The sequence below is a fragment of the Campylobacter concisus genome, from assembly GCF_003048615.2.
In the GTDB taxonomy this organism is placed as follows: Bacteria; Campylobacterota; Campylobacteria; order Campylobacterales; family Campylobacteraceae; genus Campylobacter_A; species Campylobacter_A concisus_C.
In genome coordinates this window covers 1580795-1606866 of sequence record NZ_CP049263.1, presented here as the reverse complement: position 1 = coordinate 1606866, position 26072 = coordinate 1580795, and the positions used below count along the sequence as shown (strand labels likewise).

The window sequence follows — 26072 nt, the reverse complement described above, 5'->3', positions numbered from 1 at the left end:
AATGCTTAATAAATTTATAGCTAATTTAGTAAAGCCAAAGTATAATTAACGCGCATTTCAAGTCTTAAGGAAGAGATATGAGAAAAGTTATAGATGAAGCCACGAGCTATCTTTGCAAAGATACTTTGGGGCTGGATTTAGAGTTTGGCAAGAGCCTTGGTAAAGGATTTTACGGGGCTAGCATACCAGTTTATAAGGGTAAAAGCGAGTATCAGTTTTATCTATTTTTTAAAAAAGATACTTTAAAAATTTTTATGAATGCCTTTTTTGGTCACGAAGATGTCGATGGTGGCGATCTGGACGATCTTTGCAAAGAGATAGCTAATCAGATCATCGGCAAGGCTAAAAATTTGCTAAATGAAAAAGAGCCAAATGCTTATAAACTCGGAACGCCTGAGTTTTTGGGCGAGGTTGAGAATTTTGGCATAAAGCTAAAAGAGAAATTTATATATAAGATAAAAAATAGAACATTTCAAATAGGCTACAAGATACAATGAACGACGAAGGTGCGATAGAGACACTAGAACAGCTAGGGCTTTTTAAGAGCTATGATGAGCTTATGGATATAAGCGTTGATTTTATAGCTGAGCTAGGAACTACCACAGTTAGCATAAATGAGCTTTTGAAATTTGAAGCTGGCTCGGTCATAGACCTCGAAAAACCAGCTGGCGAGAGCGTGGAGCTATATATAAATAATAGAATTTTTGGAAAAGGCGAAGTAATGGTTTATGAGAAAAATTTAGCCATCAGGATAAATGAAATTTTGGACTCAAAGTCAGTTATTCAGTACTTCAAAAAAGAACTTTTATGAAATTTGTACTATTTTTTGTGCTTTTTGCTACGCAGATCTTTGCCTCAAACTTGCTAACATACAACATCTATGAGCGCACCGACAGGGTCGACATCATGCTTAGCTTTGATGCGCCGTATGAGGGCAACATCTTTCAAAAGCGTGAAAAAGATACGACCTCTTTGATACTAAATTCTCTAAGCTACGATCAAAGCGCGAACAAGGATATAAACTCAAAGATCATTCAAGAGCTTGAGATAGAGCCAAAGCAAAACTCTTTAGTTTTAAATTTACGCTCAAACGATGCGATCATCGTAAATGCTTCAAAGACAACTGACAGCTTCGGGCTTCGCATCCGCGTAACGCTAAAAAATACAAAAACACAAGTGCAAAATATGCCTCAAGCAAGCGCAAAGATAGAAACTGCTAGCACGCCAAAGACAGAAAATGAACCTATGGTTAATATTGATTCGAGATACTTCATCGTTCTAAGTGTGCTCATCGCGCTTCTTATATTTTTATATGTTTTTAAAAGATATATCACTTCAAAAAGTAGTGACTTTAGTGGATTTAAAACGCCACAAAATCAACCACAAAACGACACAAAGTCGATGAACTGGCTACTTAAAAACCAAAATAGCGGCGTCAATATCATCTACGAAAAATACCTTGATCGCACAAACAAGCTAATGCTTCTAAGCTACGAAAATAGACGCTATTTAGTGATAGTTGGCAGCTCAAACGTCATGCTTGATAGCTTTGGCGAAGAGAAGATCCAAAATGAGCAGGACTTTGCGGTATTTTTTGAAGAAAATAAGAAAAAACTTGGCTCATTTTTACAAGAGCGTCAAAATAGCCTAAATAACTACAAAGATAAAATGAGCGGGGAATTTTAGTCCCACTTCGCTACTAAATTTAAAAATTTAGAAGAGCATTTTCGCAAATTTTAAAATTTGCAATAAATTCTCTCATATAAGATTCATGCAGCGCGAAGCACCATTGCATACATTTCTAACGTTGTCGGGCTTTACTTCGACTTCGTCTCGTAACTGCAAGCAGACAATGGATTGTTAAGGAGAGAGAGGGAACTTCTTTGCTTCGCTAGCTCGTAACTGCAAGCAGACCGTAATTTAAGCCTCTTCCCCATTAACAAATTAACAAAAAACTTAATCTACAAAGCAAATTCGTAAATTTTAAAACTTCATTCACTCGCAAGAATTGACTATTAAAATTTGGCTTCGCTTACCGCTTAGCTCAAATTTTAGAGCCGAAATTACTCGTTCATGAAATTTTAAAATTTGTTTAACACACTAAAAACATGGCTCTTTGGCACTATTGCATGCTTTGAACGTGTGCTGAAGGATAAAAAGAGTGGGTAAGGTGTACGGACTTCGTATCTGACTTGCATTGCAAACCTACAAAGCAAAATAGAAGCCTTTACCCACCCCCTATTTTTAGAAAATAAATTTATAAATTTGACCGCTAAGTTTTTGATCTACACAAACGAAATGGCAAAAATTTCAGGTTTTGCGATCTTTTTTATCTCTTCTTTTGCCATAGCAAATTCTTTTGCGCCCTCTATTTTTAGTGTGTGACCGCTAAACTCAAAGCTTAAATTTAGCTCCTCACAGGTTATATCAAGTGCCTTGGCTAGCGCAAGGATGAAGCTTAGCCACCTTACGCACTCACCCTTTGGCAATAAATTTTTATACTTTTCAAACTCATAAATATTTTTCTTGCCATTTGTGCCGATGACTGCGGCTATTAGTGCCTTTTGCTCGTGTGAGAAGCCGTAGTTTAGGGCATTTAGTATGATATAAGCCGAGTTTTTGTGATCGCCGTAAAAGCCTATCTCTTGACCGACGTTGTGAAGCTTTGCAGCAATTAGCAGCGTCTCAAGATAGCTCTCATTTAGCCCATGAAGCTTTTTAAGTGCCACAAAAATATCCTTTGCGTATCTTGCCACGGCTTTGTTGCAAGAGAGGATGAAGCGGTCTTGTAGGCTTTTGACGCTTGGGTTAAAATTTTCTGGAAATTTAAGACTTGGACGCAAAAAGTCTTTTAAAAAGACGCCCTCTCTTACGCCAACGCCACTTGTGGTGACGTTTTTGGCATTTAGCGCCTTGGCAAGGGCTAAAAATATATGTGCGCCCTCTCTAATAGTGTCATATCTATCCTTTTTTATAGGGAATTTATTTAGTTCAAGCACGCTAACGTTTGCGATGCTCTCGATGTAGGCTTGCTCGTCGCTAAGCTTGTAGCAAAAGCCATGTAGTGATGAGAGCGGATATAAATTTTTGCTCATTATGGCCGATGAGATCGCTCTTAAAGAGCCGCCGATGGCTATTAAATTTGGACACTTAAATCGCTCATCTATCTGCGCTGTGATCTGCGATAGAAATTTTGGTAGTTTGTTTAAATTTTTCTTATCAAAAAATAGCTCTTTTAGCCTCACTGTGCCTATATCAAGCGATAGGACATCGACTATCTTGCCGTTGTTTATCCTAGCAAGTTCGGTCGAGCCTCCGCCGATGTCGATAGTGACGCACTCGGCTAGATTGTGAAGCAAATTTTTAGCCGCTATCGCTCCAAAAGTAGCCTCTTCTTTGCCGTCAATGACTTTTAAATTTATGCCAAGTTTTTTTCTTAAAAGAGAGATCAAAACGCCTGAGTTTGGAGCATCTCTAAGCGCTGAAGTGCCGACACATAGGACTTTAGAGCATTTGTAGCTTTTTATGATGTTGTCAAATTCGCCAAAAGCTTTGATCGCTTTTTGCATTGAAGCTTCTGAAATTTCGTTGTTTGAGCCGTATCCACCTTCGCCCAGTCGCACTTTGGTTTTATATTCAGCTAGTATAAAAAATGCTAAGCGTGACGTGCGCTCAAATATCGCCATACGCATAGAATTTGAGCCAAGATCGATCACTGCGGTTCTCTTTGCCATTTTTTATCCTTTTAAATTTAAAACGAGGCTTGCAACTGCTCCGTTTGTGTTCTCTCTATTTTTGATAGATATCTCAGCGCCAAGTGCCTGTGCTGCGCCCTTTGCGAGAAATAGTCCAAGTCCAGCACCGCCTTTATCGCCGTATCTTTTAAATGGAGCAAACAAGTCCTTGCTCTCGTCTATGCCCACACCCTCGTCGGCAACCTCGATGATAAATTTGCTCTTTTCAAGCTTTGAGCTAATCGTAATCGTGCTATTTTTTGGAGAAAATTTGATAGCATTTTGGACGAAATTTTGCACTATGTGAGTTAGTAGGCTGGTTTGGATGTTTAGATTAAAAATTTCAGGTTTTAGATCGAGTGCGAGATTTTTTTCTTCACCTTTTGCGAGCACCTCGTAGTTTTTGCCTAGTTTTTTCAAAAATGCGATCACGTCGGTATTTACTGGCTCTTCAAACTGCGCGCCCTCTTGACGACCTATCTCAAGGACCGAGCCTATCATAGCGTTCATGCCGTTGATCGCTTCGTTGTTTGATTTTAGCGCTTCTATGTATTTTTCGCTATCTCTTGGTTTTAAAAGCGTAACTTCATTTTTGGTTTTCATGACAGCAAGTGGAGTTTTTAGCTCGTGTGCAACGCCTACAAAGAGCTCTTTTTGGTATAAGACAAAAGTTTGTATGCGAGAAATTAGCCTATTTATGCTATTACCAAGTGGCAAAAACTCATCTGGCAAGCTTTTGATATCGATCTCTTTTAGAAATTTCTCATCTAAATTTGTAAGCTTGTGACTTAAAATTTTTATAGGTATTAAAAGCATTCTTGATAAAAATAGTGCGTAAAATAGCACCAAAAGTATCGCTGTGACGTTTACGATTATAATATCTATAAAAATTTCTTCGACTATTTGGCTTTGAAGTGAGGTCTCTTTTTCTAGGACTAAGTAGCTACTGTCATCTAGCCTTGTTGTTAGAGTGGTTATACTCTTATCTTTTATCTTTTGCATCACAAGGTAGGGCTTTTCGCCTTTAAGCTCGCCCGCTTTTACGGTGGCTAGAGTTTTGTTTGGGATTTCTATAGTAAAAGTTTTTAGATTGTTAGGATTGAAATTTTGTGGATTGTTTTTGTAGTCTGCTGCTTGCTGATTTAGTTCATTAACTACGCTTTGAAAAACGGTGACTCTTATGTAGTGATAGAGCATCACCGAAACAACGGCAATTAGCATCATCGCACCAGATGCTAATTGCAGTATAAATCTATTTCTTAAGCTTTTTTGGGAAAGCAAAATCTATATCCGCGTCTTCTGACAGTTTCTATTGTCGAAATATTTAGCGGTTTGTCCATTTTTTGGCGGATTTGATTGATAGCAACCTCGATAACGTTTGGAGTTACGAGCTCTGGCTCTTCCCAGATAGCGTCAAGTAGTTGCTCTTTAGATACGATCTGATCTGAGTGTCTTGCAAGGTGAGTAAGCACCTCAAATGGCTTGCCTTTTAGCTCGATGTCGCGGCCAAGATATGTGATCTTCTCTTCGTCAGGATTGATGATAAGCTCGTCTATCTTGATGATATTTGTACCGCCAAAGCGTAGTCTAGCCTCTAATCTAGCTACTAAAATGTCAAAATCAAATGGTTTTTTGATGTAGTCATCAGCGCCAGCTCTAAGTGCTTTTATCTCGCTCTCTTTGTCGTCTTTTGCAGAAAGAACTACAACTGAAGTGCGTGGAGATTTATGTTTTATGATGTTTATAAGATCAACGCCGTCACCATCTTGAAGCATCCAGTCAGTCAAAACTAAGTCGTAGTTTCTGATGCCGATGTAGTACTCAGCGTCTTTGAAATTTTCAGAGCTATCTGTCTGATAACCAAACTCTTGCAACCCCTCAGCAATAGTCTTATTTAGCGTTACTTCGTCTTCTACTATTAAAATACGCATTTCTTTTCCTTAAACTAAAATTTATGGTCGATTGTATCATAAATTAAGAAATATTTCAAGATACTTTAATAAATTTTTAAAAAACAGTGCTGATTTTTGCACCGACGATTGCATTTGGTAAAATCTCGGTTTTTAAAATCTCCATATCCAAGCTTGTAAGTGAGCTAAACCTCTCTTTTAGCGCTTTGCAGGTTGCTTCTAGTGACTCTTCTACGCTTTGAAATTTCATCTCATTGTAAAATTCTTTTATAAAATCAGCCACCAAAACATAATCAATCAAGCTAGTTGAGCGAAATTCTAAGCTTACTTTTACCTCTTGCTTTGCAACTCTCTCAAAGTCAAACATCCCTATAATGGTTTGAAATTTATAATCTTTAATGATAGTTGTTATTTCACTCTTCATAGGACTTTTTGCTCCTTGCCTGAAAGCAGGCGAACGATATTTGGTATGTGTTTATAAACTACCAAAAATGCGATGATAAGGATCGGCGCGTGAGTGTAAATTTCATCAAGCTCTGGGTGGATGATAAAGCTTGATGCGATGAGAGCTATCAGCGCGCATAGAGAGGCTAGAGAGCTTATCTTTAAAAATTTACCGACCAAAAACCAAACGACAAGAGCGATTATTATCTCAACTGGCAAGAAAAATGCGAGCACGCCAGCTCCAGTTGCCACGCCTTTGCCACCTTGAAAGCCTAAAAATATAGAAAAACAATGCCCCGCAACGCTTAAAACTGCCATCGTCCAAAGCACGCTTTGGCTAGCTCCAAGCAAAGAGGCTATGATGAGTGGCAAAACACCCTTTAAAACGTCACAAACTACTGTTAAAATGGCTAGTTTTTTGGCTAGTTTTGGGTTTGTTTGCTTTAAAACCCTTAAAACATTTGTCGCGCCTATGCTTTTGCTGCCCTCTTTTTTTATATCAACATGGCCAAAAATTTTTGCTAATATGAGCCCTGATGGGATGCTACCAAGCAGGTAGCTAACGGCATAAAGTATTAAATTTTGCATATTTTACCTTTTAAATTTAAAGAGAAATGATATTAAAAAAATACTAATTTTTTTATAAATCATCTCCACAAAAGCACGATTTTTTCGTCGTAGATGTCGCTTTTCTTTGGCGAAATTTGCGTTTCGTTTATCGTGATGTTTTTAACATCATTTGCCTCTTTTAGCGCGTCACACTCTTGTGCAAATTTCTCCTCAAGCTCGCTTATGGCTAAGTTTATATCATTTACGCTTTGCTCGCTAAGTTTGACGTCGCTTCGCTCTTTTAAGACCTTGTTTGCGCTTCTTGCGCTTGAGGCGATCTTACCCGCGTTTTGGCGAGATAAGAGCTTGTTGCCAAATATCGCTCCAAATATGCTTGCGCCTATATTTATAGCCGCATCAAGGCCGCTTGTAGTCATCTCTTTTTGCTCTTTATCAAGCTTTGCAAGGGCTTTATTTAGCTTGTCTTGCAAGCTCTTTTGCTCTTTTTCAAATTTAGCCGTGAGTTTTGCGGTTTGCTCCTCTAAAATTTCGTTGCACTTATCTTGAAGCCTTATGAAAAACTCCTCTTTTGACTCGTTTTCTTTTGAGTAAATTCCCATCGCCTCAAAGGTGTTAAATTTGAAATTTCTATACAAAAACTCTTTAAAATCTTTCTCTAAAGCGTCAAAATTTTTAGCGCTCGTTATGAAATTTGGCACAGCAGCAAAGCTTGCGCCGCTTGGTTCATTTTCGCTTGCATCAACGTGTATGCCTTCGCTAGCCTCACTCCAGTTTGGCTCTTTGTCATTTTCACTAAGCTCGTAAAGATAGCTCACCTCACAAACGCTGTCTATCCTTTTTTTGGCGTCATAAATTCTAACCTTTGCGCTTGCTAGCAAATTTGGTGTGAGGCTTTTTGAGTTAGCATAAAGCTGTGTGATCGCACTTGAGATGATAGGTTTTGCGCTAAATTTCATCTCGCTTTTATCTACGCCTTGGCTACTTAAATTCTCTTTTTTATCTTTCATCAAATTTGAAATTTGCTCGCGGCTAAGCGGGCCTTTTAGATAGCTAAGCGCCCAGCGCGTGGAGATGACGTTTAAGCCGTCCTCGTTTATATTTTTGAGTAAGAAATTTCTCTTGGCTAAATTTGATATGAGATTTTCAAGTGAGGCTTTGTCTAAGCTTGAGCCTGCGATGCCGCTTAGTCCGTCGATCACGCGGGCTTTGTCCTGCGCAGTTTGGAGGCGGCCGATGAACCAAGTGCCGATATTGCTAAGGCCTTTGTAGTCAAGATCGACTGGGTTTTGCGTGCTTAAGACGCAGCCAAGACCAAATGCACGGGCTTGTTTTAAGAGCGTGAGCATAGGCGTTTTTGACGGCGGATTTGCGTTTGGCGGAAAAAAGCCAAAAATTTCATCCATATATAGGATCGCTCTAAGTGAGCTAGTGCCCTCTGTGCCACGCATCCATGCGATGATCTCGTTTAGTAAAAGGGTGACAAAAAACATCCTCTCAGAATCATTTAGATGTGAGATGGTAAAGATATTGCATTTTGCTTTGCCGTTTTCGTCAAAAAGCATCTTTGAAATTTCAAGTCTAACGCCCTGCGTCCAGCCCTTAAAGCTTGGGCTTGCGATGAGCGCGTTTATCTTCATGGCAAGCTTTAGACGCTCACTGCTTGGATAGAAGGTATCCACGTCAAAAACGCCTATCTTTTTAAACGGCGGATTTGCTATGAAATTTATAAGCTCTTCGATGCTGACGTCTTTTTGTTCTTTAAATTTGCTCTCAAATATAGTGGAGATAAGCAGCTGCTCTTTTGAGCTCATATCCTCTGAACTCATGCCAATAAGCGATAGCACCGATGCTGCTAGTGAGTTTATATAGTTGCTAAAAATTTCTTCGTCACTAATATTTGGGCATGTAAAGTCGCTAAGTAGCGCCACACCTATGCCAGCTGAGCTTTTTGGCGTGTAGATATTAAAGCTAGCGCTATCTTTTAAAATTTTTACTCGCTCAAGGTCTTGAAAGCTCGACTCTATGCCGTTTCTCCAAAGCTCGGCCTGAGCGGCGGCAAATTCCTCTACGCTTTGACCTTTGTTGGCCGCTTCTGCTTCATCGACGTATGGTAAAAAATCCTCCGCTCTCATCTGCGGAAAGGTGAGGGCTAAATTTGTGATATCGCCCTTTGGATCGATGATGATAGAGGGGATGTTGTCTATGCAGGCCTCTTCTAATAGTGTGATACCAAGGCCTGTTTTGCCACTACCTGTCATACCGATAATGGCTGCGTGGGTGGTTAGGTCCTTGTTTTTGTAAAAAAATGGCTCTTTATCTTTTAGTCCGATGTAAAAAAGCTTTAAATTTTCTTGTATGGTTTTCACTAATTGCCTTATTCGTATAAATTTATGCGTGAGCGAAGCTCGTCAAGTGTCTCTTTGACGCGCTTTTGCGTGAAGTCTTTTATCGTTTTGTCATCATCAACTAGCTGCATGCAGTATCTGATGTAGCCCTTGTAGGCTAGCTCTGTGACAAGTTTTAGCTTTAAAGAGACGTTTTTTACTTCATCTGGTGAGAGCATGATGTCAAAATTTGCCTCTAACTCTTCGCCGTCTTTAAAATTTGTAGCTTGCGAGCTTAATATGCTCATGCCGCCCTCTGAGATGTCATAAAGGCTGCCTTCAAGCTCGCCTTGCTCTCCTTTTAGAGAAATTTTGGTAAAGCGGTTTGGCAAGACGCGCTGGAATTTTCTCTTGTTTGCATGCATGGTCGCTGTGCGCGAGAAATTTGAAAGAGTGACGCTTTTATCGGCGATATTATAGTCGATGATGTCGGCGCGAAGTTGCTTTGAGAAGAAGCTGTTTGGCAGGATAAAGCCCTTGCCATCTTGCTTCATGGCTAAAATTTGCATCATATCTACGCGAAAAACGACGCTATCTTCTTTAACTTCTAAAATTTCGGCTTCGTATTTTATATTTAGTCCGTCGTATAAATTTAAAAACTCAGGGCGGACCTTGGCATTTTTCATGCGTGTAAATGTGTTGATCGGATCTTCGTAAAAAAATGAGCCAGTATCGATCATCGTTTTTACTGTGGCTTCTTGGTGATCCTGCGTGTTATATAAAATTTCTTTCATCCTTGAGACGGCATTTACAAAATAGCCCACATATACTGCATTGTCGCAGGCATGACTAAAATTTAGCGTCAAATTTAAGAGCAAGAAATTTACTAGCTCATCTTTTGCATTTAGTTTTGGTATTAGGCTGTTTAAGTCGTCGCGAATTTGTGTGGCATTTGGCTTTTGGATGAGTAGTGCGTCAAAGATACTCTCAAGGCAAATTTTCATCTGCTCGTGTGGCACTACAAGGGTTAGTTGTCTGCAAAATTTGATGCCCTCATCTATAAATTTAGCTCTTAAACCAAGTATGCAATCCTCGCAATTTTCGACAAGTTCTTGCCTGCCCTTAAACTCCATGGGGTCTCCAAAAAAGGTTATTTATTAAAACATCGCTATCATATATAAAGTTATATTAAAAAAATATTTAAATTTGTGTAGAGAAGAAATTTCTAGGCAAAGCTGCCTAGAAATTTTGAATAATTATAGTTTGCTTTCGTTGTGTGAAAGGTAGTCAGCAACACCTTCAGTGCTTGGTTTCATACCAGCGTCACCTTTGTGCCAGCCAGCTGGGCAAACTTCGCCGTGCTCGTTTGTAAATAGCATAGTATCTACCATTCTAATCATCTCGTCGATGTTTCTGCCAAGTGGTAGGTCGTTTATAACTGCGTGGCGAACTGTGCCATCTTTGTCTAGTAAGAATGATCCGCGAAGTGCTACGCCAGCGTCTTCTAGAAGTACGTCAAAGCCGCGAGCGATTGATTTTGTCATGTCAGCTACGATCGGGAATCGAACTTTACCGATACCGCCTTTATTTACTGGAGTCTCTTTCCATGCAAAGTGTGAGAACTGGTTGTCGCAAGAAACCGCGATAACTTCGATACCGCGTGACTTGAACTCGTCATATCTTTTATCAAATGCGATGATCTCGCTTGGGCAAACGAATGTAAAGTCCATTGGGTAGAAGAAGACAACAGCGCCTTTTTCGCCGATATTTTTGTAAAGGTTGAAATCATTTACAATTTGATTGTTTCCTAAAACTGCTGCAGCTGTAAAGTCAGGTGCTTTTTTTGTTACTAACATATTTTCTCCTTAATAATAAATTTTATTGATTGCGAAATTATATCCATAAAAATTTAAATTCTAATTAAATAGATCTGAAAATTTAAAACAGTGTAATTTTAATATGCATTTGAAAATGAATGGAAATTTTTAAAAATTTATAGAAGATGTTGTAGAAAATTTATTAAATTTAGAGTTTTGAGTGAAGAAATGACTAATTACAGATCGCTAAAATTTCTACCGCCAAATTTTAGTATCGCCGAACCCCAAGTAAAGCCACCGCCAAATGCATCAAGAAGCAAAACTGAACCATTTTTGATGCGTCCATCCTCGTAAGCATCATTTATCGCCATTGGAATCGAAGCAGAGCTTGTGTTGCCATATTTTGCAACTGTCAAAACACACTGTTCGTCAGTGAAATTTAGCCTATTTTTTACGGCGTCTATTATCCTGATATTTGCTTGATGAGGTATGAAAAAGTCGATATCTTCACTTTGCATTTTGTTTGCGTGTAAAATTTCTATCACACTTTTGCTAAGCGTTTGAACCGCTATCTTAAAGACCTCATTTCCACTCATGTGGATGAAATTTAGCCTATTTTTTAGCGTCTCTTCGCTAGCTGGAAATGCACTGCCACATCCTGGAGTTATCAAAAGCTCAGCCTGTCTGCCGTCACTTGCAGTGTGGATGTCAATGATCTCGTTTTCTTCACTTGCACTTACCACAGCAGCGCCAGCTCCGTCACCAAAAAGTATGCATGTGCTTCTATCTGTATAATCAACTATCGAGCTTAGTTTTTCAGCTCCTATGATCAAAACGTTTTTTTTAGCACCGCTTACGATAAGAGAATTTGCAAGCTCTAAAAGATATATAAATCCTGTGCAAGCCGCACTTATATCAAAAGCTGTAATGCCAAAATTTAAGCCTAAATTTGAAGCTATCTTGCAAGCAGTTGAAGGCATGCAAAGATGATCCGGAGATATCGTAGCGCAGATTACCGCATCGATTTGTGATTTTTCAAGACCTGAGCGTTTTATAGCTAGCTCGGCAGCTTTTGTGCCAAGGTCGCTTGTTATCTCGGTTGTTGCGATGTGCCTTTGCTCTATACCAGTTCGCTTCACTATCCACTCATCGCTCGTATCGACCATTTTTTCAAAATCAAAATTTGTTAAAATTTTTTCTGGAACATATGACGCAATGGAGATCAATGAAGCTTTTGGCATATTTTACCTTGCAAAGTGTGAAAGTTCTTCTTCTATAACTTTATTTATATTCGAGTTAGCAAATTTAATTGCTTGAAAGATTGCATTTTTTATAGCTTTTGAGTTGCTTTTGCCGTGGCTTATGATGACGCAGCCATTTACGCCAAGAAGCGGAGCACCGCCATACTCATCGTAGCTGACCTGTTTTTTTAGAGTTTTAAAGACTTTTCTCATGAGCACTGATCCAGCCATAGCAAGGGGCGATTTTTTGACTTGCTTTTTAATGATCTTGCCTATGGCATCAGCGACACCTTCGCTCGTTTTTAGTAGAATATTTCCCATAAAACCGTCGCAAACCATGACATCAATGCTGCCATCAAAAATTTGATTGCCCTCTGCATTGCCAACGAAGCTATCAAGTCTAGAAACTAGTTTAAAAGCCTCTTTGCTGACTTCATTGCCTTTGCTTTCCTCTTCGCCGTTTGACAAAAGACCCACTTTTGGCTCTTTTCTGCCTAGAATTTCTTTTGCATAGGCTTCGCCCATTATGGCAAACTGAAAAAGGTGCTCGCTTCTGCAATCAACATTTGCACCAACGTCCAAAACCAAAGTAGCTGTCTCTTTTGAATTAGGCATAAGTGTAGCGATTGCTGGACGAGATACATTTTTTAATCTACCAACTCTTAACGTAGCTAAACTCATAGTAGCACCGCTGTGACCAGCAGAAACGACAGCATCGACATTTTTGTCTTTTAAAAGCTCAACAGCTTTGTAGATCGTGCTATCTTTTCTTTTTAGTGCGTCTGTCGCTCCGTCTGACATCGAGATGACTTCGGTAGCTTCTATAAATTCTATATTTTTTAAATAGGGTTGTGGGATGAGTGGTTTTATGGCATTGCTATCGCCAACTAATACAGCTTTAAATTCTGCCTCTTTTAGTGCTTCGATAACGCCAGATATTATAGGCTCTGCACCAAAATCACCACCCATAGCATCAATAGCAATGCGAATCATATTTTAGTATTCACCTGTTGTTTTGTTTATGCGGTGAGGCATTTTCCAAGAACCATCTTTGTCTTTTACAGGCACTGGAAGTGTAACTTTGTAATGTGTTCTACGTTTTGCTGCACGAGAATGACTCACTCTTCGCTTTGGTACTGCCATTTTACTCTCCTTTATAAATTTTTACATTTTTCACAATAAAAATAATCGCTCTTAAAAGCTTCTAGCTCACTTTCAAAAACTTCTTTTAAATCAATATTGCCATCAAAAAATTCAACCGTATCGCTAAGCTCATTTTCTCTGTCTTTATAGACACCATCACTTAAATTTAGCTCTACGTCTTGATCGATAGGTAGCATAAATTCATCACCACATCGATCGCAAATATATTTTATCTCACCCTTTATAGTGCCTTGGCATTTTACCAAAAAAGGGTCTTTTCTTTTTAAAATTCCACTAAAAACTAGATCATTGTTTCTTACTAGCTCAAAGTTTATCTCTTTGTTTGCTATTTTAGAAAATGGAATAATCAAATTTTAGTCCAAAATTAGCAAATTTCTCTTGAAGCAAAGAAGAAATTTATCTCATTTACAGCATTTTCTAGGCTGTCGCTTCCGTGAACTGCGTTTGCGTCAATGCTATCAGCAAAATCAGCTCTAATAGTGCCAGGTGCTGCTTCTTTTGGGTTAGTTGCACCCATTAGCTCGCGGTTTTTAGCAACTGCATTTTCGCCCTCTAAAACCATAACTACAACTGGTCCGCTTACCATAAATTCAACTAGATCGTTGAAGAAAGGTCTATCTTTATGAACTGCATAAAATGCTTTTGCATCGCATTTGCTAAGTTTGATTTTCTTTGCAGCTGCGATTCTTAAGCCATTGCTTTCAAATCTATCTATAATCTTTCCAACAACATTTTTCTTAACAGCGTCAGGCTTAATAATAGAAAGTGTTCTTTGCATAAATTTTCCTTAAAATTTAGGTTATTTAAATGAAGTTGGCAATTATATCAAATAAAGCTTAAAAATAAAATAGGCTCAAATTTGAGCCTAAAATTTGTAAATTTATTGGATAACTGGAGTGCTGCCAGTGCGAGCGTCAGCACCGATTTGATCACGTGAAGGTTGTCCTGCTACTACGGCATCCCAAACGATGCAACCATCAGTTGGACAGGCAGATGCACAGGCTGGCTCGTCGTTGTAGCCTACGCACTCAACGCATTTGTTTGAATAAACATAGTATGTATCTGCTCCAGTTGGGTTGTCGCTATCATCAACAATAGCTGAAACTGGGCACTCATCGATGCATGAACCACAGCTTATGCATATATCGGTTATTTTTACAGACATTTTTTCTCCTTAAATAAAATTTTGGCGTAGAATATCAAAAAAAACTGAAAATGATATAAATATACTCTTAAATTTTCATAGCACGCTTAATTTCTCTAAACTACTTTATAAAGTTTTTATCACTTTTAGACTAAATTTACAGATTAAAATTTTAAAAAGGTCGTATAAATTTAATGAATGATACTATAAAAATAACTGGCGCGCGCGAGCACAATCTTAAAAATTTAAACCTTGAAATTCCTAAAAACAAACTAGTAGTTTTTACTGGTCTTAGCGGCAGTGGTAAGAGCACGCTAGCCTTTGACACGCTCTATGCTGAGGGGCAGCGCAGGTATATGGAGAGCCTTAGTAGCTACGCTAGGCAGTTTTTAGACCGTGTGGGCAAGCCTGATGTCGATAAGATCGAGGGTTTAACGCCTGCAATTGCCATCGATCAAAAGACAACTTCAAAAAATCCTCGCTCAACGGTTGGCACAATCACTGAAATTTATGATTATCTAAGGCTTTTATACGCAAGGGTTGGCGTGCAGCACTGCCATAAATGCGGCAAACCTATCTCAAAAATGAGTGCGAGCGACATCATAAATGAAATTTCAAAGCTCCCACTTGGCGCAAAAGTGATCATCTATGCGCCGCTAGTTCGTGAGAAAAAGGGAACATGGGCGGATCTGATCGAAAATTTACGTCAAAAAGGCTTTGTTAGAGCACATATAGATGGCGTGGTGGTGAGGCTTGATGAGGAGATCGAGCTTGCAAAAACGAAAAAACACACGATAAAGGTCATCGTTGATAGGATCGCCATCGACGAGCAAAATCACGAGCGCCTTGCAAGTGACGTGGAAAAGGCGCTAAATGAGAGCTTTGGCGAGGTCGAGATAGAGATCGCAAATGCTGACGAGCTTGGCTTAAAAGAGAGTTTTATACATTACAGCGAGCACATGGCTTGTTTTGACTGTAAAATTTCATTTACGCCGCTTGAGCCACTAAGCTTTAGCTTCAACTCACCAAAGGGCGCTTGCGAACATTGTGACGGACTTGGCATAAGATATAGCCTAGATATGAGCAAGATCATTGATGAGGAAAAGTCGATAGAAAACGGCGCTATCAAGCTACTTTACGGCTATAACATGAGCTATTACTATAAATTTTTACTTGCGTTTTGTGAGCAAAATGAGATCGACATTAAAAAGCCATATTATGAGCTTAGCGAAGATGAAAAAAGGCTCGTTTTATATGGCAACGTCAAGGATGTTGAGTTCTTTTGGAAGCGAAATAAACTGCTTAGAAAATTTGACGGAGTAGTTAAAATTTCACACGGGCTTTTGAAGGATTATAAAGACTTTGACGAGTATATGAGCGAGAAAATTTGTGACGCTTGTAATGGCCACAGACTAAAGCCTCAAAGCTTAGCGGTCAAAGTCGCTGGCCTTGGGCTTGGTGAAATTTTAGATATGAGCATAGAAAACTGCACCGCTTTCTTCTCAAATGAGAAAAATTTTGCCTATCTTAGCGACTATGACAAAGCAATCGCAAAGCCTATCTTAAAAGAGATCAACGAGAGGCTTTTCTTCTTGTACGATGTGGGACTTGGCTACTTGTCGCTTGGGCGTGATGCTAGGACGATCAGCGGTGGCGAGGCACAGCGCATCAGGATTGCGAGCCAGATAGGAAGTGGGCTCAGTGGCGTCATGTATGTGCTTGATGAGCCAAGTATCGGCCTTCACGAGCGAGATACGTTAAAACTCATAAAAACACTTAGAAATTTGCAAGCTAAAGGCAACTCCGTGATCGTCGTCGAGCATGATAAAAAGACGATAGAGGAGGCTGACTATATCGTAGATATCGGCCCTGGAGCTGGTAAATTTGGCGGCAGCGTGGTCTTTGCAGGCACGGCAAAAGAGCTTTTAAGCTCAGACACTCAGACTGCACAATACATAAATGGCAAGAAAAAGATCGACTATCAAAAAAATAGAAAAACTGAGAAGTGGCTTGAAATTTCAAATGTAAATATCAACAATATCTCAAATTTAACCGCTAAATTTCCACTTAGAAACCTTGTGGGTATCACCGGAGTTTCAGGATCTGGCAAGAGCTCTCTAGTGCTTCAGACCTTGCTCCCAGAGGCGCAGGAGCAGCTAAATAGAGCTAAAAAAGTGAAAAAGATAGCTGGGGTAAATTTAAGCGGTCTTGAGAATTTAGACAAGGTCATATACCTCGATCAAAGCCCGATAGGCCGCACCCCACGCTCAAATCCAGCGACATACACCGGCGTGATGGATGAGATAAGAAATTTGTTTGCGCAGACTAAAGAGGCCAAGCTTAGAGGCTATAAAATAGGGCGCTTTAGCTTCAATGTCAAAGGCGGACGCTGCGAGAAGTGCCAAGGTGAGGGCGAGATCACTATCGAGATGCACTTTTTACCTGATATTAATGTGGTTTGTGACGTTTGTAATGGCGCTAGATATAACGCTCAGACCTTGGAAATTTTATACAAAGGCAAAAATATCGCCGAGGTGCTAAATATGAGCATAGATGAGGCGGTTGAGTTCTTTAAGGCTGTGCCAAAGATCGCTTCAAAGCTCACCACACTGCAAGACGTGGGGCTTGGCTACATCACACTTGGGCAAAATGCAGTCACACTTAGTGGCGGCGAGGCGCAGCGCGTGAAGCTAGCAAAAGAGCTTAGTAGAAGCGACACTGGAAATACGCTTTATATCCTTGATGAGCCAACGACAGGACTTCATTTTGCCGATGTTGATAGGCTAGTAAAAGTGCTAAATCACCTAGTTGATCTTGGAAATTCTGTCTTTGTGATCGAGCATAATATGGATGTCATCAAAAACTGCGACTATATCGTAGATATGGGGCCAGAAGGCGGCGCAAAAGGCGGTAAAGTAATAGCTTGTGGCAGCGTCAAAGAGGTAGCTAAAAACTACAAAAGAACTGGCAGCTACACAGGGGAATTTCTAGCGCAAGAGCTTGAAGAGATGAAGAAAAAGTAATATAAAAACAACCGTTTTTTAAACGGTTGGGATTTAAAAAGTATAAATATTATTTTATATAAATGTTGTCTTTTTGGTCGATAGAGCTTAAGGCCAGTGCCCAAAACAAGAGCATCAAAAGTGCGTTTTCATGGTGAAATGTCGTGTTGACAAGTGAAATTACGTTTTGAAAAACAAGTATCAAAAGCGCTAGAAAAACTATGCTATTTTGCCTGAAATTTTTAATGAATTTTGCAAAAAGCGATAGTTGAAATACTAAATATGCAAGCAGGGCGATGATGCCTTTTTCGGTTAAAAATGTTAAAAAGGTATTATGTGAGTGGCTAACATGAACCTCGTAGTTGCCTGGAAAATACTTTGTTATATCAATAACTTTAAACTCTCCAGATCCTATGCCAAAAAATGGATGCTCTAGCCAAGTATAAAAGGCACTTGCAAAGATAGGATACCTTGTCTCTGAACCTGTTACACCCTTTGTTAGTTGGCTGTAAATTCTTTCATCTTGTGTAATATTTGTCGATATATACGTATAAAAAATAGCTATGGCGCTAAATACAATTATTAAACCAAGAGATTTTTTAATATTAGTTTGCTTGTTTGAAATTTGATAAATTAAAATTACAAAAACAATAACAGGTAAAAGATACATGGTGGCTCTAGAGCCAGCTATCATAATACCAAGCACACAAATTCCAGCTACTGCTATGCTTATGTATTTTTCATATAGTTTTTTAAAATTAGCCATTGACATTAGTGCCACACAAAAAACTAGTAGTATAAAGATAGCACTATGATTTACATGTCCTATTGATTTTAGTTCAAAAAATGCCATTGGATCGTTTGAGGTAAATTTTTTAATACAAGCTGGTATAAAAGCAACAATAAAACCAGCAAATAGTGCATAAAACATAAATTTAAAATTTATTTTTTCTGTTCCAACAGTTCTAGCTACAAAGAAAAATAACATACATCTTAATGGATCAAGCACTCTTGAAGGTGAAATCCCATTTACAAGGCAGCTTATAAAAGTGGCCAAAACAAAGATAAAGAGTGAGGTGTTGATAACATCAAATTTAAATTGCTTTTTTTCTTTAACGCAAATATAAATTCCAACTAAAACAAAAAGTATGAGTGAAATTTGTTTTAAGCCCTCAGTTACTGGCAGTGTAAACAAAACAATAATTAAAAAAAGATTGTAAAGTTTTGACATAATGTCATTTTTCATGCGTATCCTTTGAAATTTAGGTATCTACTCTATCATTGATGAATTAAAATAATATACAAAATTTGAATAACGAAAGCTTTTTGAAATGATACCGATTGTATTATAGACTCGGATAATTTAAATGGTTAGGAAAAATAATGATAAACATACTAGAGCTTGAAAGCTCTTTAGGATTTGGTGGGCAAGAGCATCGCACGCAGCGTGTGATAAATGGGCTAGATAAGAGCAAATTTAAGGTTTTTTATGGGCTAAACCCTGGCTCAAAAAGCCTTGAAAAGCAGATAGAGTGCGAATTTGTCGAGTTTAACCTTAAAAGGCCATTTAATATCCTTGAAATTTTAAAAATTTGCAAATTTGTAAAGCAAAATAATATAAAAATCATCTCAACTCACTCAGGCAAAGACGGCACCATAGGCGCTATCGTGGGCAAAATTTGTGGCGTTAATGTGGTTCGCACTAGGCATTTACAGCTACCTATAACATCGCCCTTGCCATATAACCTAAGCACCAAAGTGGTCGGCGTTTGCAACTCGGTTTGCACTGATCTTATCAAAAGAGGTGTGAAAAAAGAGAAGGTGCTAAAAATCTACACAGGAATCGACACGCAAAAATACACGCCAGAATTTAAGATAAATATGAAAAGAGAATTTGGCCTAAGTGACGACGTGGTTGGCGTTTGCATCGTTGCAGTGCTAAGAGCTGCTAAAAATCACAAGCTCTTAATCGATGCATTTAGCGAGCTAAATTTAAAAAAATCAGCCCTTTTTATCGTGGGCGACGGTCCTCAAAATAAAAATTTACACGAGTATATAAAAGATAAGAAAAATATCTTCATGCTTGGCAACAGAACCGACGTGAGCGACTTTTTAGGCTCGCTTGATATCTGCGTGCTACCCTCAGACATGGAGGCTATCGGTGGGGCGCTACTTGAGGCATCTTCGTGTAAGCTAGCTACCATCGGAAGCGACGTGGGCGGCCTTGGCGAGGCAGTGAGCGACGGAAAGAGTGGATTTTTATTTCAAAATGGTGACAAAGAGGGGCTAAAAAAGGTGCTTGAAAGGCTCATTTTGGATGAAAATTTAAGAAAGCAGATGGGCGAGTTTGGCAGAGAGTACGTAAAAGAGACATTTAGTATCGAAAAAATGATAGAAAACACACAAAATTTATATATGGAACTTGCAAAATGAGCGTAACGGTTTTGATGTATCACCACGTGCTTGAAAAGAGCGGATTTATCGCTAGTAGCGTGGATGAGTTTATATCGCACATGAAATTTCTAGCCGAAAATGGTTATAAAACTCTAAGCGTAAATGAATTTATCGCGTACAAAAAGGGCGAGCTTGAGGTGCCTAAAAAGAGCGTTTGCATAACATTTGATGATGGCTGGATGGATAACTACATATACGCCTATCCTATTGTGAAAGAATTTGGCCTAAAGGCAAATCTTTTCATAGTCACTGGCTGGATAGAAGCGGCGCAAAAGGCACACGAGATGAGGCCTGCTAGCTTTTTAAACGTTGATCACAACGAGTGCAAGAGACTTGCTCCAAGTAGGCCGCAAGATGTGATCTTAAATTTAGAGCAGATCGAGAAGATGAAGGACTGCTTTTATTTTCACTCGCATACGCATGGGCATTTTGATGGATATTTTGGACAGCTTAGCTTGGACGAGGAATTTGGTCTTTGCCGTGAGTTTATGAAGAAAAATTTTGGCTTTGAAGATGAGGCACTTTGCTGGCCAAGAGGCAAATATAATGACGAGTATCTAAATGCCGCTAAAAAGCATGGCTACAAGGCATTTTTCACAACTAAACGCGGCATAAACAAGGCCGATGGTAATTTAGAGGAGATAAAACGAATAGTGACAAAACGTGATGAAAAATGGCTTAAAAAGACTATGTTTATCTATCAAAATGACTTTTTGGGATCTATTTATGCTTTTCTTAGGAGTTAGAACTAAGCACTATTTAAAGCTTCGATTTCTAAAGTCTGAGTAAATTTTGCCAACAAAAGGAGTCGAATAGATAAAAAGCTTCTTTTTAATCCTAAAAATGTAGTCACTCTCGCTCTTTGCGTTGTTTGAGATATCGATACGTCTTATCTTAAATTTATCATCTCCCATGCAAAATCCACCATCTATCACGCTAAAAGCAAAGCCGTAATACTCTTTAACTATTCTTTGCGAAAGCTCGTTAAAATGCCCTTTTGGAAAGCAAAAGCCAAATTCTTTTTTTTCTGGAAATAGCTCTTTTATCTTAGCAAGTGAGCTAGAAAATTCCTCTCTTAGCCTTGTCTCATCGTCACTTCTGCAAGAAAAGTGGCTCGCTGTGTGGCTATCAAATTCAAAAAGCCCGCTCTCTTGCATCTGCCTGATCTCATCTAAATTTAAAAAATACTCCGCATCTTTGTCATAGTTGATCTCTTTGTGCTTTTTAAACGAAAAATCATAATCCTGCCTTTTAAAATCCTTGATCTTATCTGTTATCAAAAAGCAAACGGCTGGGATATTTAGCTCTTTTAAGATAGGAAAAGCAAATTTGTAATTATCAAAATATCCATCATCAAAAGTTAGCAAAATGCTCTTTTTGGAGGCTTTTGACCTGCCAGCAACGATATCTTTAAACTGGCCATAATTTATGAATTTATAGCCCTCGTCAAGTGCCATAAGAAGCGCTTTTTTAAATAGCTCAGGCCTTATGGCAAAGTCGTTTTCATTGTTATTGCAGTGGTGCATCGTTAGCACGCAAACTGGGTAGTTCATTTCTGCTCCAGTAAATTTCTTATAGCCTCTTTTAGCACCTTGTGGCTAAAGTTTTCATCCACAAATTTAAAGGCGTTTTGAGAGTAAATTTTGACTTTTTCAGGATTATTTATCAGTTCTAAAATGCACTCTTTTAGTGAAATTTCATCTAAATTTCTAGCACAAAGCCCACGCTCTTTATCTTTAACCAGCATGTTCATCGGAGCATTATCATAGACCACGACTGGCACCTTTGAGCTCATCGCCTCAAGCAAGACCGTACCAAGCCCCTCAGAGTGCGAGGCAAATACATATATATCAAAGCTTTTTATAATATTTGCCGCGTCATTTCTAAAGCCAGTGAAGATGATCTTATCTTTTTCATCAAACATAGAGGCGATCTGCTCTTTTGTACCATCACTAATGTTGCCAGAAAATACAATAGTCGCATCCTTTGTCTTTAAAATTTCTTTTGCGGCACTTGCAAAGTCAAAGACCCCTTTTTTGCGGTAAAGTGAGGTAAAAGTGCCGATGACTAGCTCATCTTTGGCGATATGAAACTCATCTCTAAAAGTGCTTTTTGTGCTATCAATTTTTTCGACATCAACCGTGCTTGGCATAAAAAAGAGCCTATCTTCGCTAACGCCGATGCATAGGAGATACTCTTTGACGCTACCTGAGATGTATAAAATTTTGTCAAAAAGCTTTTTATGCATAAATTTAGAAACAAACCCCTTTATAGGGAAAAGATTGTGTCTTTCTTTATAAAATTTAACGCCTTTTTTGCGGTAAAAAAGCCCAGCTATGGCGCCGACCCAGCTATCAGTCGAGCCATGTGTGATCACGACATCTATATTATTTGATCTTATCGCTTCGCAAAGTGCTGGCACGCTTTTGTGAAAATTTTTCTTATTCATCTCGTGCGTGATGACCTTAAATCCATCTTTTTTCGCGATGCTTTCGATCTGCGAATTTGGGTTGCAAAAGAGCATCACTTCATGACCCATTTCACGCATAAAGCGCATCTCATTTAGCGTCTTGTTTTGCTCGCCACCCCAGTTAAAAAGCGTCTGCGTGTGGAGGATGTTCATTGCGCTAGCTCCAAATTTGATCTTATTTTCGCCTTTATATGTCCCATTTCATCGCTAAAGTCCATTAAAGTCTTCTCGATGCCGTGCTCTTTTATACCCTCTTTATCGCAAGGCACAAAGTCCCAGTCCTTTTGATAGATAATGTGCTTGCCCATACTTTGGATGCCATTTTGCGCTGTGTAGCCATTTTGCATCAAGCCATTGTCCCAAGGTCCCCATTCAAAAGCATTACTTGGGCCAAAAAAGGCGATCACTGGCACATCGTTTGCTGCGGCTATATGCATGATAGCAGTATCGACGCCGATAAAGAGGCTTGAGCGCTTTGAGAGGGTGATCGTTTGTTTTAGGCTTAGTTTGCCACCCAAATTTATAGGCTCGCTTTTGCAAATTTTTAGCACGCTTGCAAGCTTATTTAGCTCATTTTCTTTGTTGTCACTTGTTAGCACGACTTTTACATTTAGCTCGTTTTCGCAGTAGTCTATGAGCTCTGCCATGCTCTCGTCGTTTGCGCATTTAAACATCCAACGGCTTGTTAGATGCACATGTACAAAGCGTTTTGGTAAATTTAGATACTCCACGCTCTCGTCTGAAAAAACGCTCACTTTTTTGCTAACCGGCTCAAAGCCCAAAGCCCTTAACGCGTTTAAATTTAGATCAACCGTGTGGGAGAAATTTTCGTAGTATTTTGCCTTTACGCTTAAAAGCTTGTTTATCGCCTTATGCTTGCCTAAAAAACCAACTATCTTTTTTATCTTGGCGTACTTTGAGATGATGACGCCGCGGTCTCCAGTGGTCGTTTGCACCGCCATATCGTACTTCTCTTTTTTGATCGCTCTTATAAATTTTAGCTCGGTAATTAGCTTTTTAAAAAAGCCAGAATTTGCACTTTGCCTATCGTAAATGTGGATTTTATTTATGTAAGGATTGCCTTCTATCATCGCTTCTGTGCCTTTATTTAGGGCAAAGTCGATGGTAGCGTCTGGGTAGTAGTGGTGCAAATTTTCAATGAGCGGTGTTGTCAAAAGCACGTCGCCGATGTTTCTAAATTTAATCACAAGTATTTTCATTTTATATATTTCCAAAATGTGTACTGGGCGTAAAGTCTAGCGATAACATAGCCAGAAAAGCCCTCTTTAAAGCCACCTTTTAGCACATAAAGCTTAAAAAATGTCCAAGTTGGGCTTGTAAGCGCCTTTAGCAAATTTCTTTTTGCACCCATGCTTGAGTAACGATTTTGCTTAGCGATAAACTGCTCGACACTCTCATACGCGTAGTGCAAGAAGTAATTTTTAAGCGCGCCAAGCCTTTGTGAGCCGTCATTTAAAATGACCTTTTCATGCACAGCCCTGCCATCAAATTTGGCAAAATTTTTATTAAAAAGCCTCACCGTGTAGTCTGGATATAGCCCCATGTTTTTTATCGCTTTGCCAAAGAAAAAATTTAGCCTAGCAACGTTGTAAGCCATAAATTTAGGCTCTTTTAGCGTGCTAATGATCTCATTTTTAAGCTCGTTTGTTATCACTTCGTCGCTATCAAGCACAAAGACCCACTCATTTTTGGCTAGATCCACGCCCTTTTGCTTTTGCGGTCCAAATCCAAGCCAAGCTTGCTCGTGAAATTTCACATTGCTAAAGCCATCACAAATTTGCCTTGTGCCATCTTTTGAGCCGCTATCAACCACGATGATCTCATCAGCAAATTTAGCGCTCTCTAACACCTCTTTTAGGTACTTTTCGCTATTAAAAGTCAAAATGACAACGCTTAGCATTTGTACTCATTTTCATAAAATCTCTTAAACCTTTGGTGAAACCAAAAGTACTCCTCAGGCCTTGCTCTAACCATCTCTTCGCACGCACTGCACTGCATCTGCGTCGCTTTTTGCACGGCATCTTCTTTGTCAAACGTGCTTATATCTATTGGCTGCTCAAAGCAAATTTCATTTAAATTTTCACCTTTTTGGTAGATAAATGCGTTTATGATAAGGGCATTTGTCTTTTGAGCTAGCACGCTTGCCGCTGGCGTATGAAGCACGTCTTTGCCAAAAAACTGCACCTTTATGCCATCTTTTGGCGCAGTATTTTGATCGACTAAAATTCCTACTATTCGCCTAGCTTTTAGCGCTTTTAAGATATCTTTTGCGCCGCCATCTTTATCGATGAGCTCCACGTCAAACTGCGCTCTGTTTGCTCTTAAAATTTTATCCATGACGCTACTATCAAGCTTTCTGCCAAGCGCTGAAGAAGCTCCAAAGCGAGCCGCGACAGCTAGGCCAAATATCTCCCACTGCCCAAAATGCGCAGTCGTGACGATGATAGGCCTGCCAGATTTTATCGCATCAAGTAAAAAGTGCTCATTTTTAAAAACAACTTGTTTAAGTATCTTTTGCTTTGTCGTGTTTTGATTGAGGATGAAATTTATACCAAGATATTTTGCAAAGTTGTAGTAGCATTTTTTGGCGATCTCTAGCTTCTCTTCTTTGCTCTTTGTCTCGCCAAATGCAAGGTCTAAATTTGTCATCACGACGTGAAATCTCTTTTTTTTAAGCTTCATAAAGGCAAATGCTAAAAATTTAGCAAGCATATTTTGAAGCGAACTTGGCAATATAAATATAAGAAATTTCAAGGTATAAAAGCCAGCTAGATAGAGCCTATCCATTTAGTAGCCTTTTTGCGAAATTTGCAACCGTTTCAGGGTAAATTTCTCTTATGCAAAAGTCGTTTTTATCGATGCTTCTAGCATCTATCTCCTTGCCCATATCAACAACAAGGTTTTTGTCTGTGACATAGGCATTTCGGTGGCTTGGGCGGTTGCCAAAAAGCGTGATAGAAGGCCTGTTTACAGCCCATGCAAGGTGCGTTAGACCGCTATCGTTGCCGATTACTAGATCGCAGCTCGCGATAAAATCTATCATATCCTTTATGCTTAGCTTTTCAAGCAGTTTTGCTTTAGTGCCTGAAATGATCGCCTCAGCCCTTGTTTTTTCGCTCTCACTCCCGTAGCAAAGGTAAATTTCGCATCCCTCAAGCAGTCTGATCACATCTTTAAATTTGTCATAAATTTTGCTCTCTTCGCTTGCAAATGCAGCGATTAGTACGCGTTTTTTGCCGCTTTCATTTTTAAATTTTTTGCAAATTTCAAAGCAGGGCGATTTTTTTAAAATTTCATCTCTGTCAAAGCTAAAATTTAGAGCGTATCCAACGAGGCTTAGGTTTCTAACTATGATATTTTCGTTGTAGTCGATCTTAAATTTATGCCTATAAAGTCTGGCTGCGATCTTTTCTTTGACGCTCTCTCTGCTAAAGCCATAAATTTCTTTGCCAAGTAGTTTTGCGACGACGGCTGATTTGAAAAGTCCTTGCAGGTCGATGATCTTGTCAAATTTACCAAGCGTTTTTATGATCTTGTAGCTCTTTTTAAAGCTCTCTTTAAGCGGCAAAACGACTAGTTCGTCGATTAGGGGATGGTCTTTTAAAAGGCTTGCAAAACGGGCATCAACTAGCCATGTGATGTGAGCATTTGGGCAGTGCTTTTTGATAAACTGAAGCACGATGGCTGCGTGCACGATGTCCCCAAGTGCCGAAAGCTTTACGATGGCTATTTTTAGTTGATTTTTATCTTGCATTGGCTACTTTAAATATAAATTTT

27 protein-coding genes are annotated in these 26072 nt (G+C 39.1%); 6 read left to right on the top strand and 21 right to left on the bottom strand.

The window, feature by feature from the left end; genetic code table 11:
- Positions 1 to 77 precede the first annotated feature (77 nt).
- The 3 genes from CVS89_RS08050 to CVS89_RS08040 are packed head-to-tail and all read left to right on the top strand — an operon-like array spanning position 78 to position 1686.
- A complete protein-coding gene (locus CVS89_RS08050) occupies positions 78 to 497 on the top strand; it encodes a chemotaxis protein CheX (RefSeq protein ID WP_002942548.1) in 420 nt (139 codons plus the stop codon).
- On the top strand, positions 494 to 811 hold the full coding sequence (fliN, locus tag CVS89_RS08045) for a flagellar motor switch protein FliN (RefSeq protein ID WP_002942551.1): 318 nt from the start codon (positions 494 to 496) through the stop codon (positions 809 to 811). The genes CVS89_RS08050 and fliN overlap by 4 nt, the downstream gene beginning before the upstream one ends.
- Positions 808 to 1686 carry an excinuclease ABC subunit A gene (locus tag CVS89_RS08040; protein WP_107847428.1) on the top strand — a complete coding sequence of 293 codons (879 nt, stop codon included), beginning with the start codon at positions 808 to 810 and terminating at the stop codon, positions 1684 to 1686. Before fliN ends, CVS89_RS08040 begins: the two co-directional genes overlap by 4 nt.
- A gap of 599 nt (positions 1687 to 2285) precedes the next feature.
- Here CVS89_RS08040 and CVS89_RS08035 read toward each other — a convergent pair.
- The 14 genes from CVS89_RS08035 to CVS89_RS07970 all read right to left on the bottom strand — a co-directional run bounded on the left by CVS89_RS08035 (position 2286) and on the right by CVS89_RS07970 (position 14369).
- Positions 2286 to 3734 (bottom strand): Ppx/GppA phosphatase family protein, encoded by a 1449-nt coding sequence (locus CVS89_RS08035; protein ID WP_103590444.1) that lies wholly within the window; start codon positions 3732 to 3734, stop codon positions 2286 to 2288.
- Positions 3735 to 3737: 3 nt separating this feature from the next.
- A complete protein-coding gene (locus CVS89_RS08030; protein ID WP_196088162.1) occupies positions 3738 to 4955 on the bottom strand; it encodes a sensor histidine kinase in 1218 nt (405 codons plus the stop codon).
- Between the two features lie 38 nt (positions 4956 to 4993).
- A complete protein-coding gene (hsrA, locus tag CVS89_RS08025; RefSeq protein ID WP_002942555.1) occupies positions 4994 to 5665 on the bottom strand; it encodes a homeostatic response regulator transcription factor HsrA in 672 nt (223 codons plus the stop codon).
- Between the two features lie 76 nt (positions 5666 to 5741).
- Positions 5742 to 6068 (bottom strand): dihydroneopterin aldolase, encoded by a 327-nt coding sequence (locus tag CVS89_RS08020; RefSeq protein ID WP_107847430.1) that lies wholly within the window; start codon positions 6066 to 6068, stop codon positions 5742 to 5744.
- Positions 6065 to 6676: a glycerol-3-phosphate 1-O-acyltransferase PlsY gene (plsY, locus tag CVS89_RS08015; protein ID WP_107847432.1), complete on the bottom strand. Its 612-nt coding sequence runs from the start codon at positions 6674 to 6676 to the stop codon at positions 6065 to 6067. The genes CVS89_RS08020 and plsY overlap by 4 nt, the downstream gene beginning before the upstream one ends.
- Positions 6677 to 6735: 59 nt before the next feature.
- Positions 6736 to 9024 (bottom strand): ATP-binding protein, encoded by a 2289-nt coding sequence (locus tag CVS89_RS08010; protein WP_107847434.1) that lies wholly within the window; start codon positions 9022 to 9024, stop codon positions 6736 to 6738.
- A gap of 8 nt (positions 9025 to 9032) precedes the next feature.
- Complete coding sequence (locus tag CVS89_RS08005; protein ID WP_107847436.1) at positions 9033 to 10115, bottom strand: PilZ domain-containing protein; 1083 nt, start codon at positions 10113 to 10115, stop codon at positions 9033 to 9035.
- A 123-nt stretch (positions 10116 to 10238) separates the two neighbouring features.
- Entirely contained in the window at positions 10239 to 10838 is a 600-nt protein-coding gene (locus CVS89_RS08000) for a peroxiredoxin (protein ID WP_002942572.1), read from the bottom strand.
- Between the two features lie 197 nt (positions 10839 to 11035).
- Complete coding sequence (locus CVS89_RS07995) at positions 11036 to 12040, bottom strand: beta-ketoacyl-ACP synthase III (RefSeq protein WP_107847438.1); 1005 nt, start codon at positions 12038 to 12040, stop codon at positions 11036 to 11038.
- Between the two features lie 3 nt (positions 12041 to 12043).
- Positions 12044 to 13033 (bottom strand): phosphate acyltransferase PlsX, encoded by a 990-nt coding sequence (plsX, locus tag CVS89_RS07990; RefSeq protein ID WP_021084931.1) that lies wholly within the window; start codon positions 13031 to 13033, stop codon positions 12044 to 12046.
- Between the two features lie 3 nt (positions 13034 to 13036).
- Positions 13037 to 13183, bottom strand: coding sequence for a 50S ribosomal protein L32 (gene rpmF, locus CVS89_RS07985; RefSeq protein WP_002942540.1), 147 nt, complete (start codon positions 13181 to 13183; stop codon positions 13037 to 13039).
- 11 nt (positions 13184 to 13194) lie between these two features.
- The gene (locus tag CVS89_RS07980; RefSeq protein ID WP_002942543.1) at positions 13195 to 13554 is read right to left on the bottom strand and encodes a hypothetical protein; all 360 of its coding nucleotides are present in this window, start codon (positions 13552 to 13554) and stop codon (positions 13195 to 13197) included.
- A 14-nt stretch (positions 13555 to 13568) separates the two neighbouring features.
- Positions 13569 to 13982, bottom strand: coding sequence for a nucleoside-diphosphate kinase (gene ndk / locus CVS89_RS07975; protein ID WP_087584078.1), 414 nt, complete (start codon positions 13980 to 13982; stop codon positions 13569 to 13571).
- Positions 13983 to 14084: 102 nt separating this feature from the next.
- A complete protein-coding gene (locus CVS89_RS07970) occupies positions 14085 to 14369 on the bottom strand; it encodes an NADH-quinone oxidoreductase subunit I (RefSeq protein ID WP_002942606.1) in 285 nt (94 codons plus the stop codon).
- Between the two features lie 173 nt (positions 14370 to 14542).
- Here CVS89_RS07970 and uvrA point away from each other — a divergent pair, with 173 nt between their 5' ends.
- Entirely contained in the window at positions 14543 to 17371 is a 2829-nt protein-coding gene (gene uvrA / locus CVS89_RS07965) for an excinuclease ABC subunit UvrA (RefSeq protein ID WP_107847440.1), read from the top strand.
- Positions 17372 to 17420: 49 nt separating this feature from the next.
- Here uvrA and CVS89_RS07960 read toward each other — a convergent pair whose 3' ends face one another.
- The gene (locus tag CVS89_RS07960) at positions 17421 to 18596 is read right to left on the bottom strand and encodes an O-antigen ligase family protein (RefSeq protein WP_107847442.1); all 1176 of its coding nucleotides are present in this window, start codon (positions 18594 to 18596) and stop codon (positions 17421 to 17423) included.
- Between the two features lie 137 nt (positions 18597 to 18733).
- Between CVS89_RS07960 and CVS89_RS07955 the strand changes: the two genes are divergently transcribed.
- Together CVS89_RS07955 and CVS89_RS07950 are read left to right on the top strand one after the other, a co-directional pair.
- Positions 18734 to 19783, top strand: coding sequence for a glycosyltransferase (locus CVS89_RS07955; RefSeq protein WP_107847445.1), 1050 nt, complete (start codon positions 18734 to 18736; stop codon positions 19781 to 19783).
- Positions 19780 to 20550: a polysaccharide deacetylase family protein gene (locus CVS89_RS07950; protein WP_107847447.1), complete on the top strand. Its 771-nt coding sequence runs from the start codon at positions 19780 to 19782 to the stop codon at positions 20548 to 20550. Before CVS89_RS07955 ends, CVS89_RS07950 begins: the two co-directional genes overlap by 4 nt.
- 9 nt (positions 20551 to 20559) lie before the next feature.
- Here the strand turns inward: CVS89_RS07950 and CVS89_RS07945 are convergent, their stop codons facing one another.
- Genes CVS89_RS07945 through waaC form a run of 6 tightly spaced genes read right to left on the bottom strand, consistent with a single transcriptional unit; the run spans position 20560 to position 26049 of the window.
- On the bottom strand, positions 20560 to 21357 hold the full coding sequence (locus CVS89_RS07945; RefSeq protein ID WP_107847449.1) for a polysaccharide deacetylase family protein: 798 nt from the start codon (positions 21355 to 21357) through the stop codon (positions 20560 to 20562).
- Positions 21354 to 22427: a glycosyltransferase family 4 protein gene (locus CVS89_RS07940; protein ID WP_107847452.1), complete on the bottom strand. Its 1074-nt coding sequence runs from the start codon at positions 22425 to 22427 to the stop codon at positions 21354 to 21356. Before CVS89_RS07940 ends, CVS89_RS07945 begins: the two co-directional genes overlap by 4 nt.
- Positions 22424 to 23494, bottom strand: coding sequence for a putative lipopolysaccharide heptosyltransferase III (gene rfaQ, locus CVS89_RS07935; protein WP_107847454.1), 1071 nt, complete (start codon positions 23492 to 23494; stop codon positions 22424 to 22426). The genes CVS89_RS07940 and rfaQ overlap by 4 nt, the downstream gene beginning before the upstream one ends.
- Positions 23491 to 24195 carry a glycosyltransferase family 2 protein gene (locus tag CVS89_RS07930; protein ID WP_107847456.1) on the bottom strand — a complete coding sequence of 235 codons (705 nt, stop codon included), beginning with the start codon at positions 24193 to 24195 and terminating at the stop codon, positions 23491 to 23493. Before CVS89_RS07930 ends, rfaQ begins: the two co-directional genes overlap by 4 nt.
- Positions 24189 to 25082 carry a lipid A biosynthesis lauroyl acyltransferase gene (locus CVS89_RS07925; RefSeq protein ID WP_107847458.1) on the bottom strand — a complete coding sequence of 298 codons (894 nt, stop codon included), beginning with the start codon at positions 25080 to 25082 and terminating at the stop codon, positions 24189 to 24191. The genes CVS89_RS07930 and CVS89_RS07925 overlap by 7 nt, the downstream gene beginning before the upstream one ends.
- A complete protein-coding gene (waaC, locus tag CVS89_RS07920) occupies positions 25075 to 26049 on the bottom strand; it encodes a lipopolysaccharide heptosyltransferase I (protein ID WP_107847460.1) in 975 nt (324 codons plus the stop codon). Before waaC ends, CVS89_RS07925 begins: the two co-directional genes overlap by 8 nt.
- Positions 26050 to 26072: the final 23 nt, after the last annotated feature.

Coding starts and splice junctions, on each gene's coding strand:
- CVS89_RS08050 (WP_002942548.1), top strand. CDS start 78: ATGAGAAAAGTTATAGATGAAGCCACGAGCTATCTTTGCAAAGATACT.
- fliN (WP_002942551.1), top strand. CDS start 494: ATGAACGACGAAGGTGCGATAGAGACACTAGAACAGCTAGGGCTTTTT.
- CVS89_RS08040 (WP_107847428.1), top strand. CDS start 808: ATGAAATTTGTACTATTTTTTGTGCTTTTTGCTACGCAGATCTTTGCC.
- CVS89_RS08035 (WP_103590444.1), bottom strand. CDS start 3,734: ATGGCAAAGAGAACCGCAGTGATCGATCTTGGCTCAAATTCTATGCGT.
- CVS89_RS08030 (WP_196088162.1), bottom strand. CDS start 4,955: ATGCTAATTGCCGTTGTTTCGGTGATGCTCTATCACTACATAAGAGTC.
- hsrA (WP_002942555.1), bottom strand. CDS start 5,665: ATGCGTATTTTAATAGTAGAAGACGAAGTAACGCTAAATAAGACTATT.
- CVS89_RS08020 (WP_107847430.1), bottom strand. CDS start 6,068: ATGAAGAGTGAAATAACAACTATCATTAAAGATTATAAATTTCAAACC.
- plsY (WP_107847432.1), bottom strand. CDS start 6,676: ATGCAAAATTTAATACTTTATGCCGTTAGCTACCTGCTTGGTAGCATC.
- CVS89_RS08005 (WP_107847436.1), bottom strand. CDS start 10,115: ATGGAGTTTAAGGGCAGGCAAGAACTTGTCGAAAATTGCGAGGATTGC.
- CVS89_RS08000 (WP_002942572.1), bottom strand. CDS start 10,838: ATGTTAGTAACAAAAAAAGCACCTGACTTTACAGCTGCAGCAGTTTTA.
- CVS89_RS07995 (WP_107847438.1), bottom strand. CDS start 12,040: ATGCCAAAAGCTTCATTGATCTCCATTGCGTCATATGTTCCAGAAAAA.
- plsX (WP_021084931.1), bottom strand. CDS start 13,033: ATGATTCGCATTGCTATTGATGCTATGGGTGGTGATTTTGGTGCAGAG.
- rpmF (WP_002942540.1), bottom strand. CDS start 13,183: ATGGCAGTACCAAAGCGAAGAGTGAGTCATTCTCGTGCAGCAAAACGT.
- ndk (WP_087584078.1), bottom strand. CDS start 13,982: ATGCAAAGAACACTTTCTATTATTAAGCCTGACGCTGTTAAGAAAAAT.
- CVS89_RS07970 (WP_002942606.1), bottom strand. CDS start 14,369: ATGTCTGTAAAAATAACCGATATATGCATAAGCTGTGGTTCATGCATC.
- uvrA (WP_107847440.1), top strand. CDS start 14,543: ATGAATGATACTATAAAAATAACTGGCGCGCGCGAGCACAATCTTAAA.
- CVS89_RS07960 (WP_107847442.1), bottom strand. CDS start 18,596: ATGAAAAATGACATTATGTCAAAACTTTACAATCTTTTTTTAATTATT.
- CVS89_RS07955 (WP_107847445.1), top strand. CDS start 18,734: ATGATAAACATACTAGAGCTTGAAAGCTCTTTAGGATTTGGTGGGCAA.
- CVS89_RS07950 (WP_107847447.1), top strand. CDS start 19,780: ATGAGCGTAACGGTTTTGATGTATCACCACGTGCTTGAAAAGAGCGGA.
- CVS89_RS07945 (WP_107847449.1), bottom strand. CDS start 21,357: ATGAACTACCCAGTTTGCGTGCTAACGATGCACCACTGCAATAACAAT.
- CVS89_RS07940 (WP_107847452.1), bottom strand. CDS start 22,427: ATGAACATCCTCCACACGCAGACGCTTTTTAACTGGGGTGGCGAGCAA.
- rfaQ (WP_107847454.1), bottom strand. CDS start 23,494: ATGAAAATACTTGTGATTAAATTTAGAAACATCGGCGACGTGCTTTTG.
- CVS89_RS07930 (WP_107847456.1), bottom strand. CDS start 24,195: ATGCTAAGCGTTGTCATTTTGACTTTTAATAGCGAAAAGTACCTAAAA.
- CVS89_RS07925 (WP_107847458.1), bottom strand. CDS start 25,082: ATGGATAGGCTCTATCTAGCTGGCTTTTATACCTTGAAATTTCTTATA.
- waaC (WP_107847460.1), bottom strand. CDS start 26,049: ATGCAAGATAAAAATCAACTAAAAATAGCCATCGTAAAGCTTTCGGCA.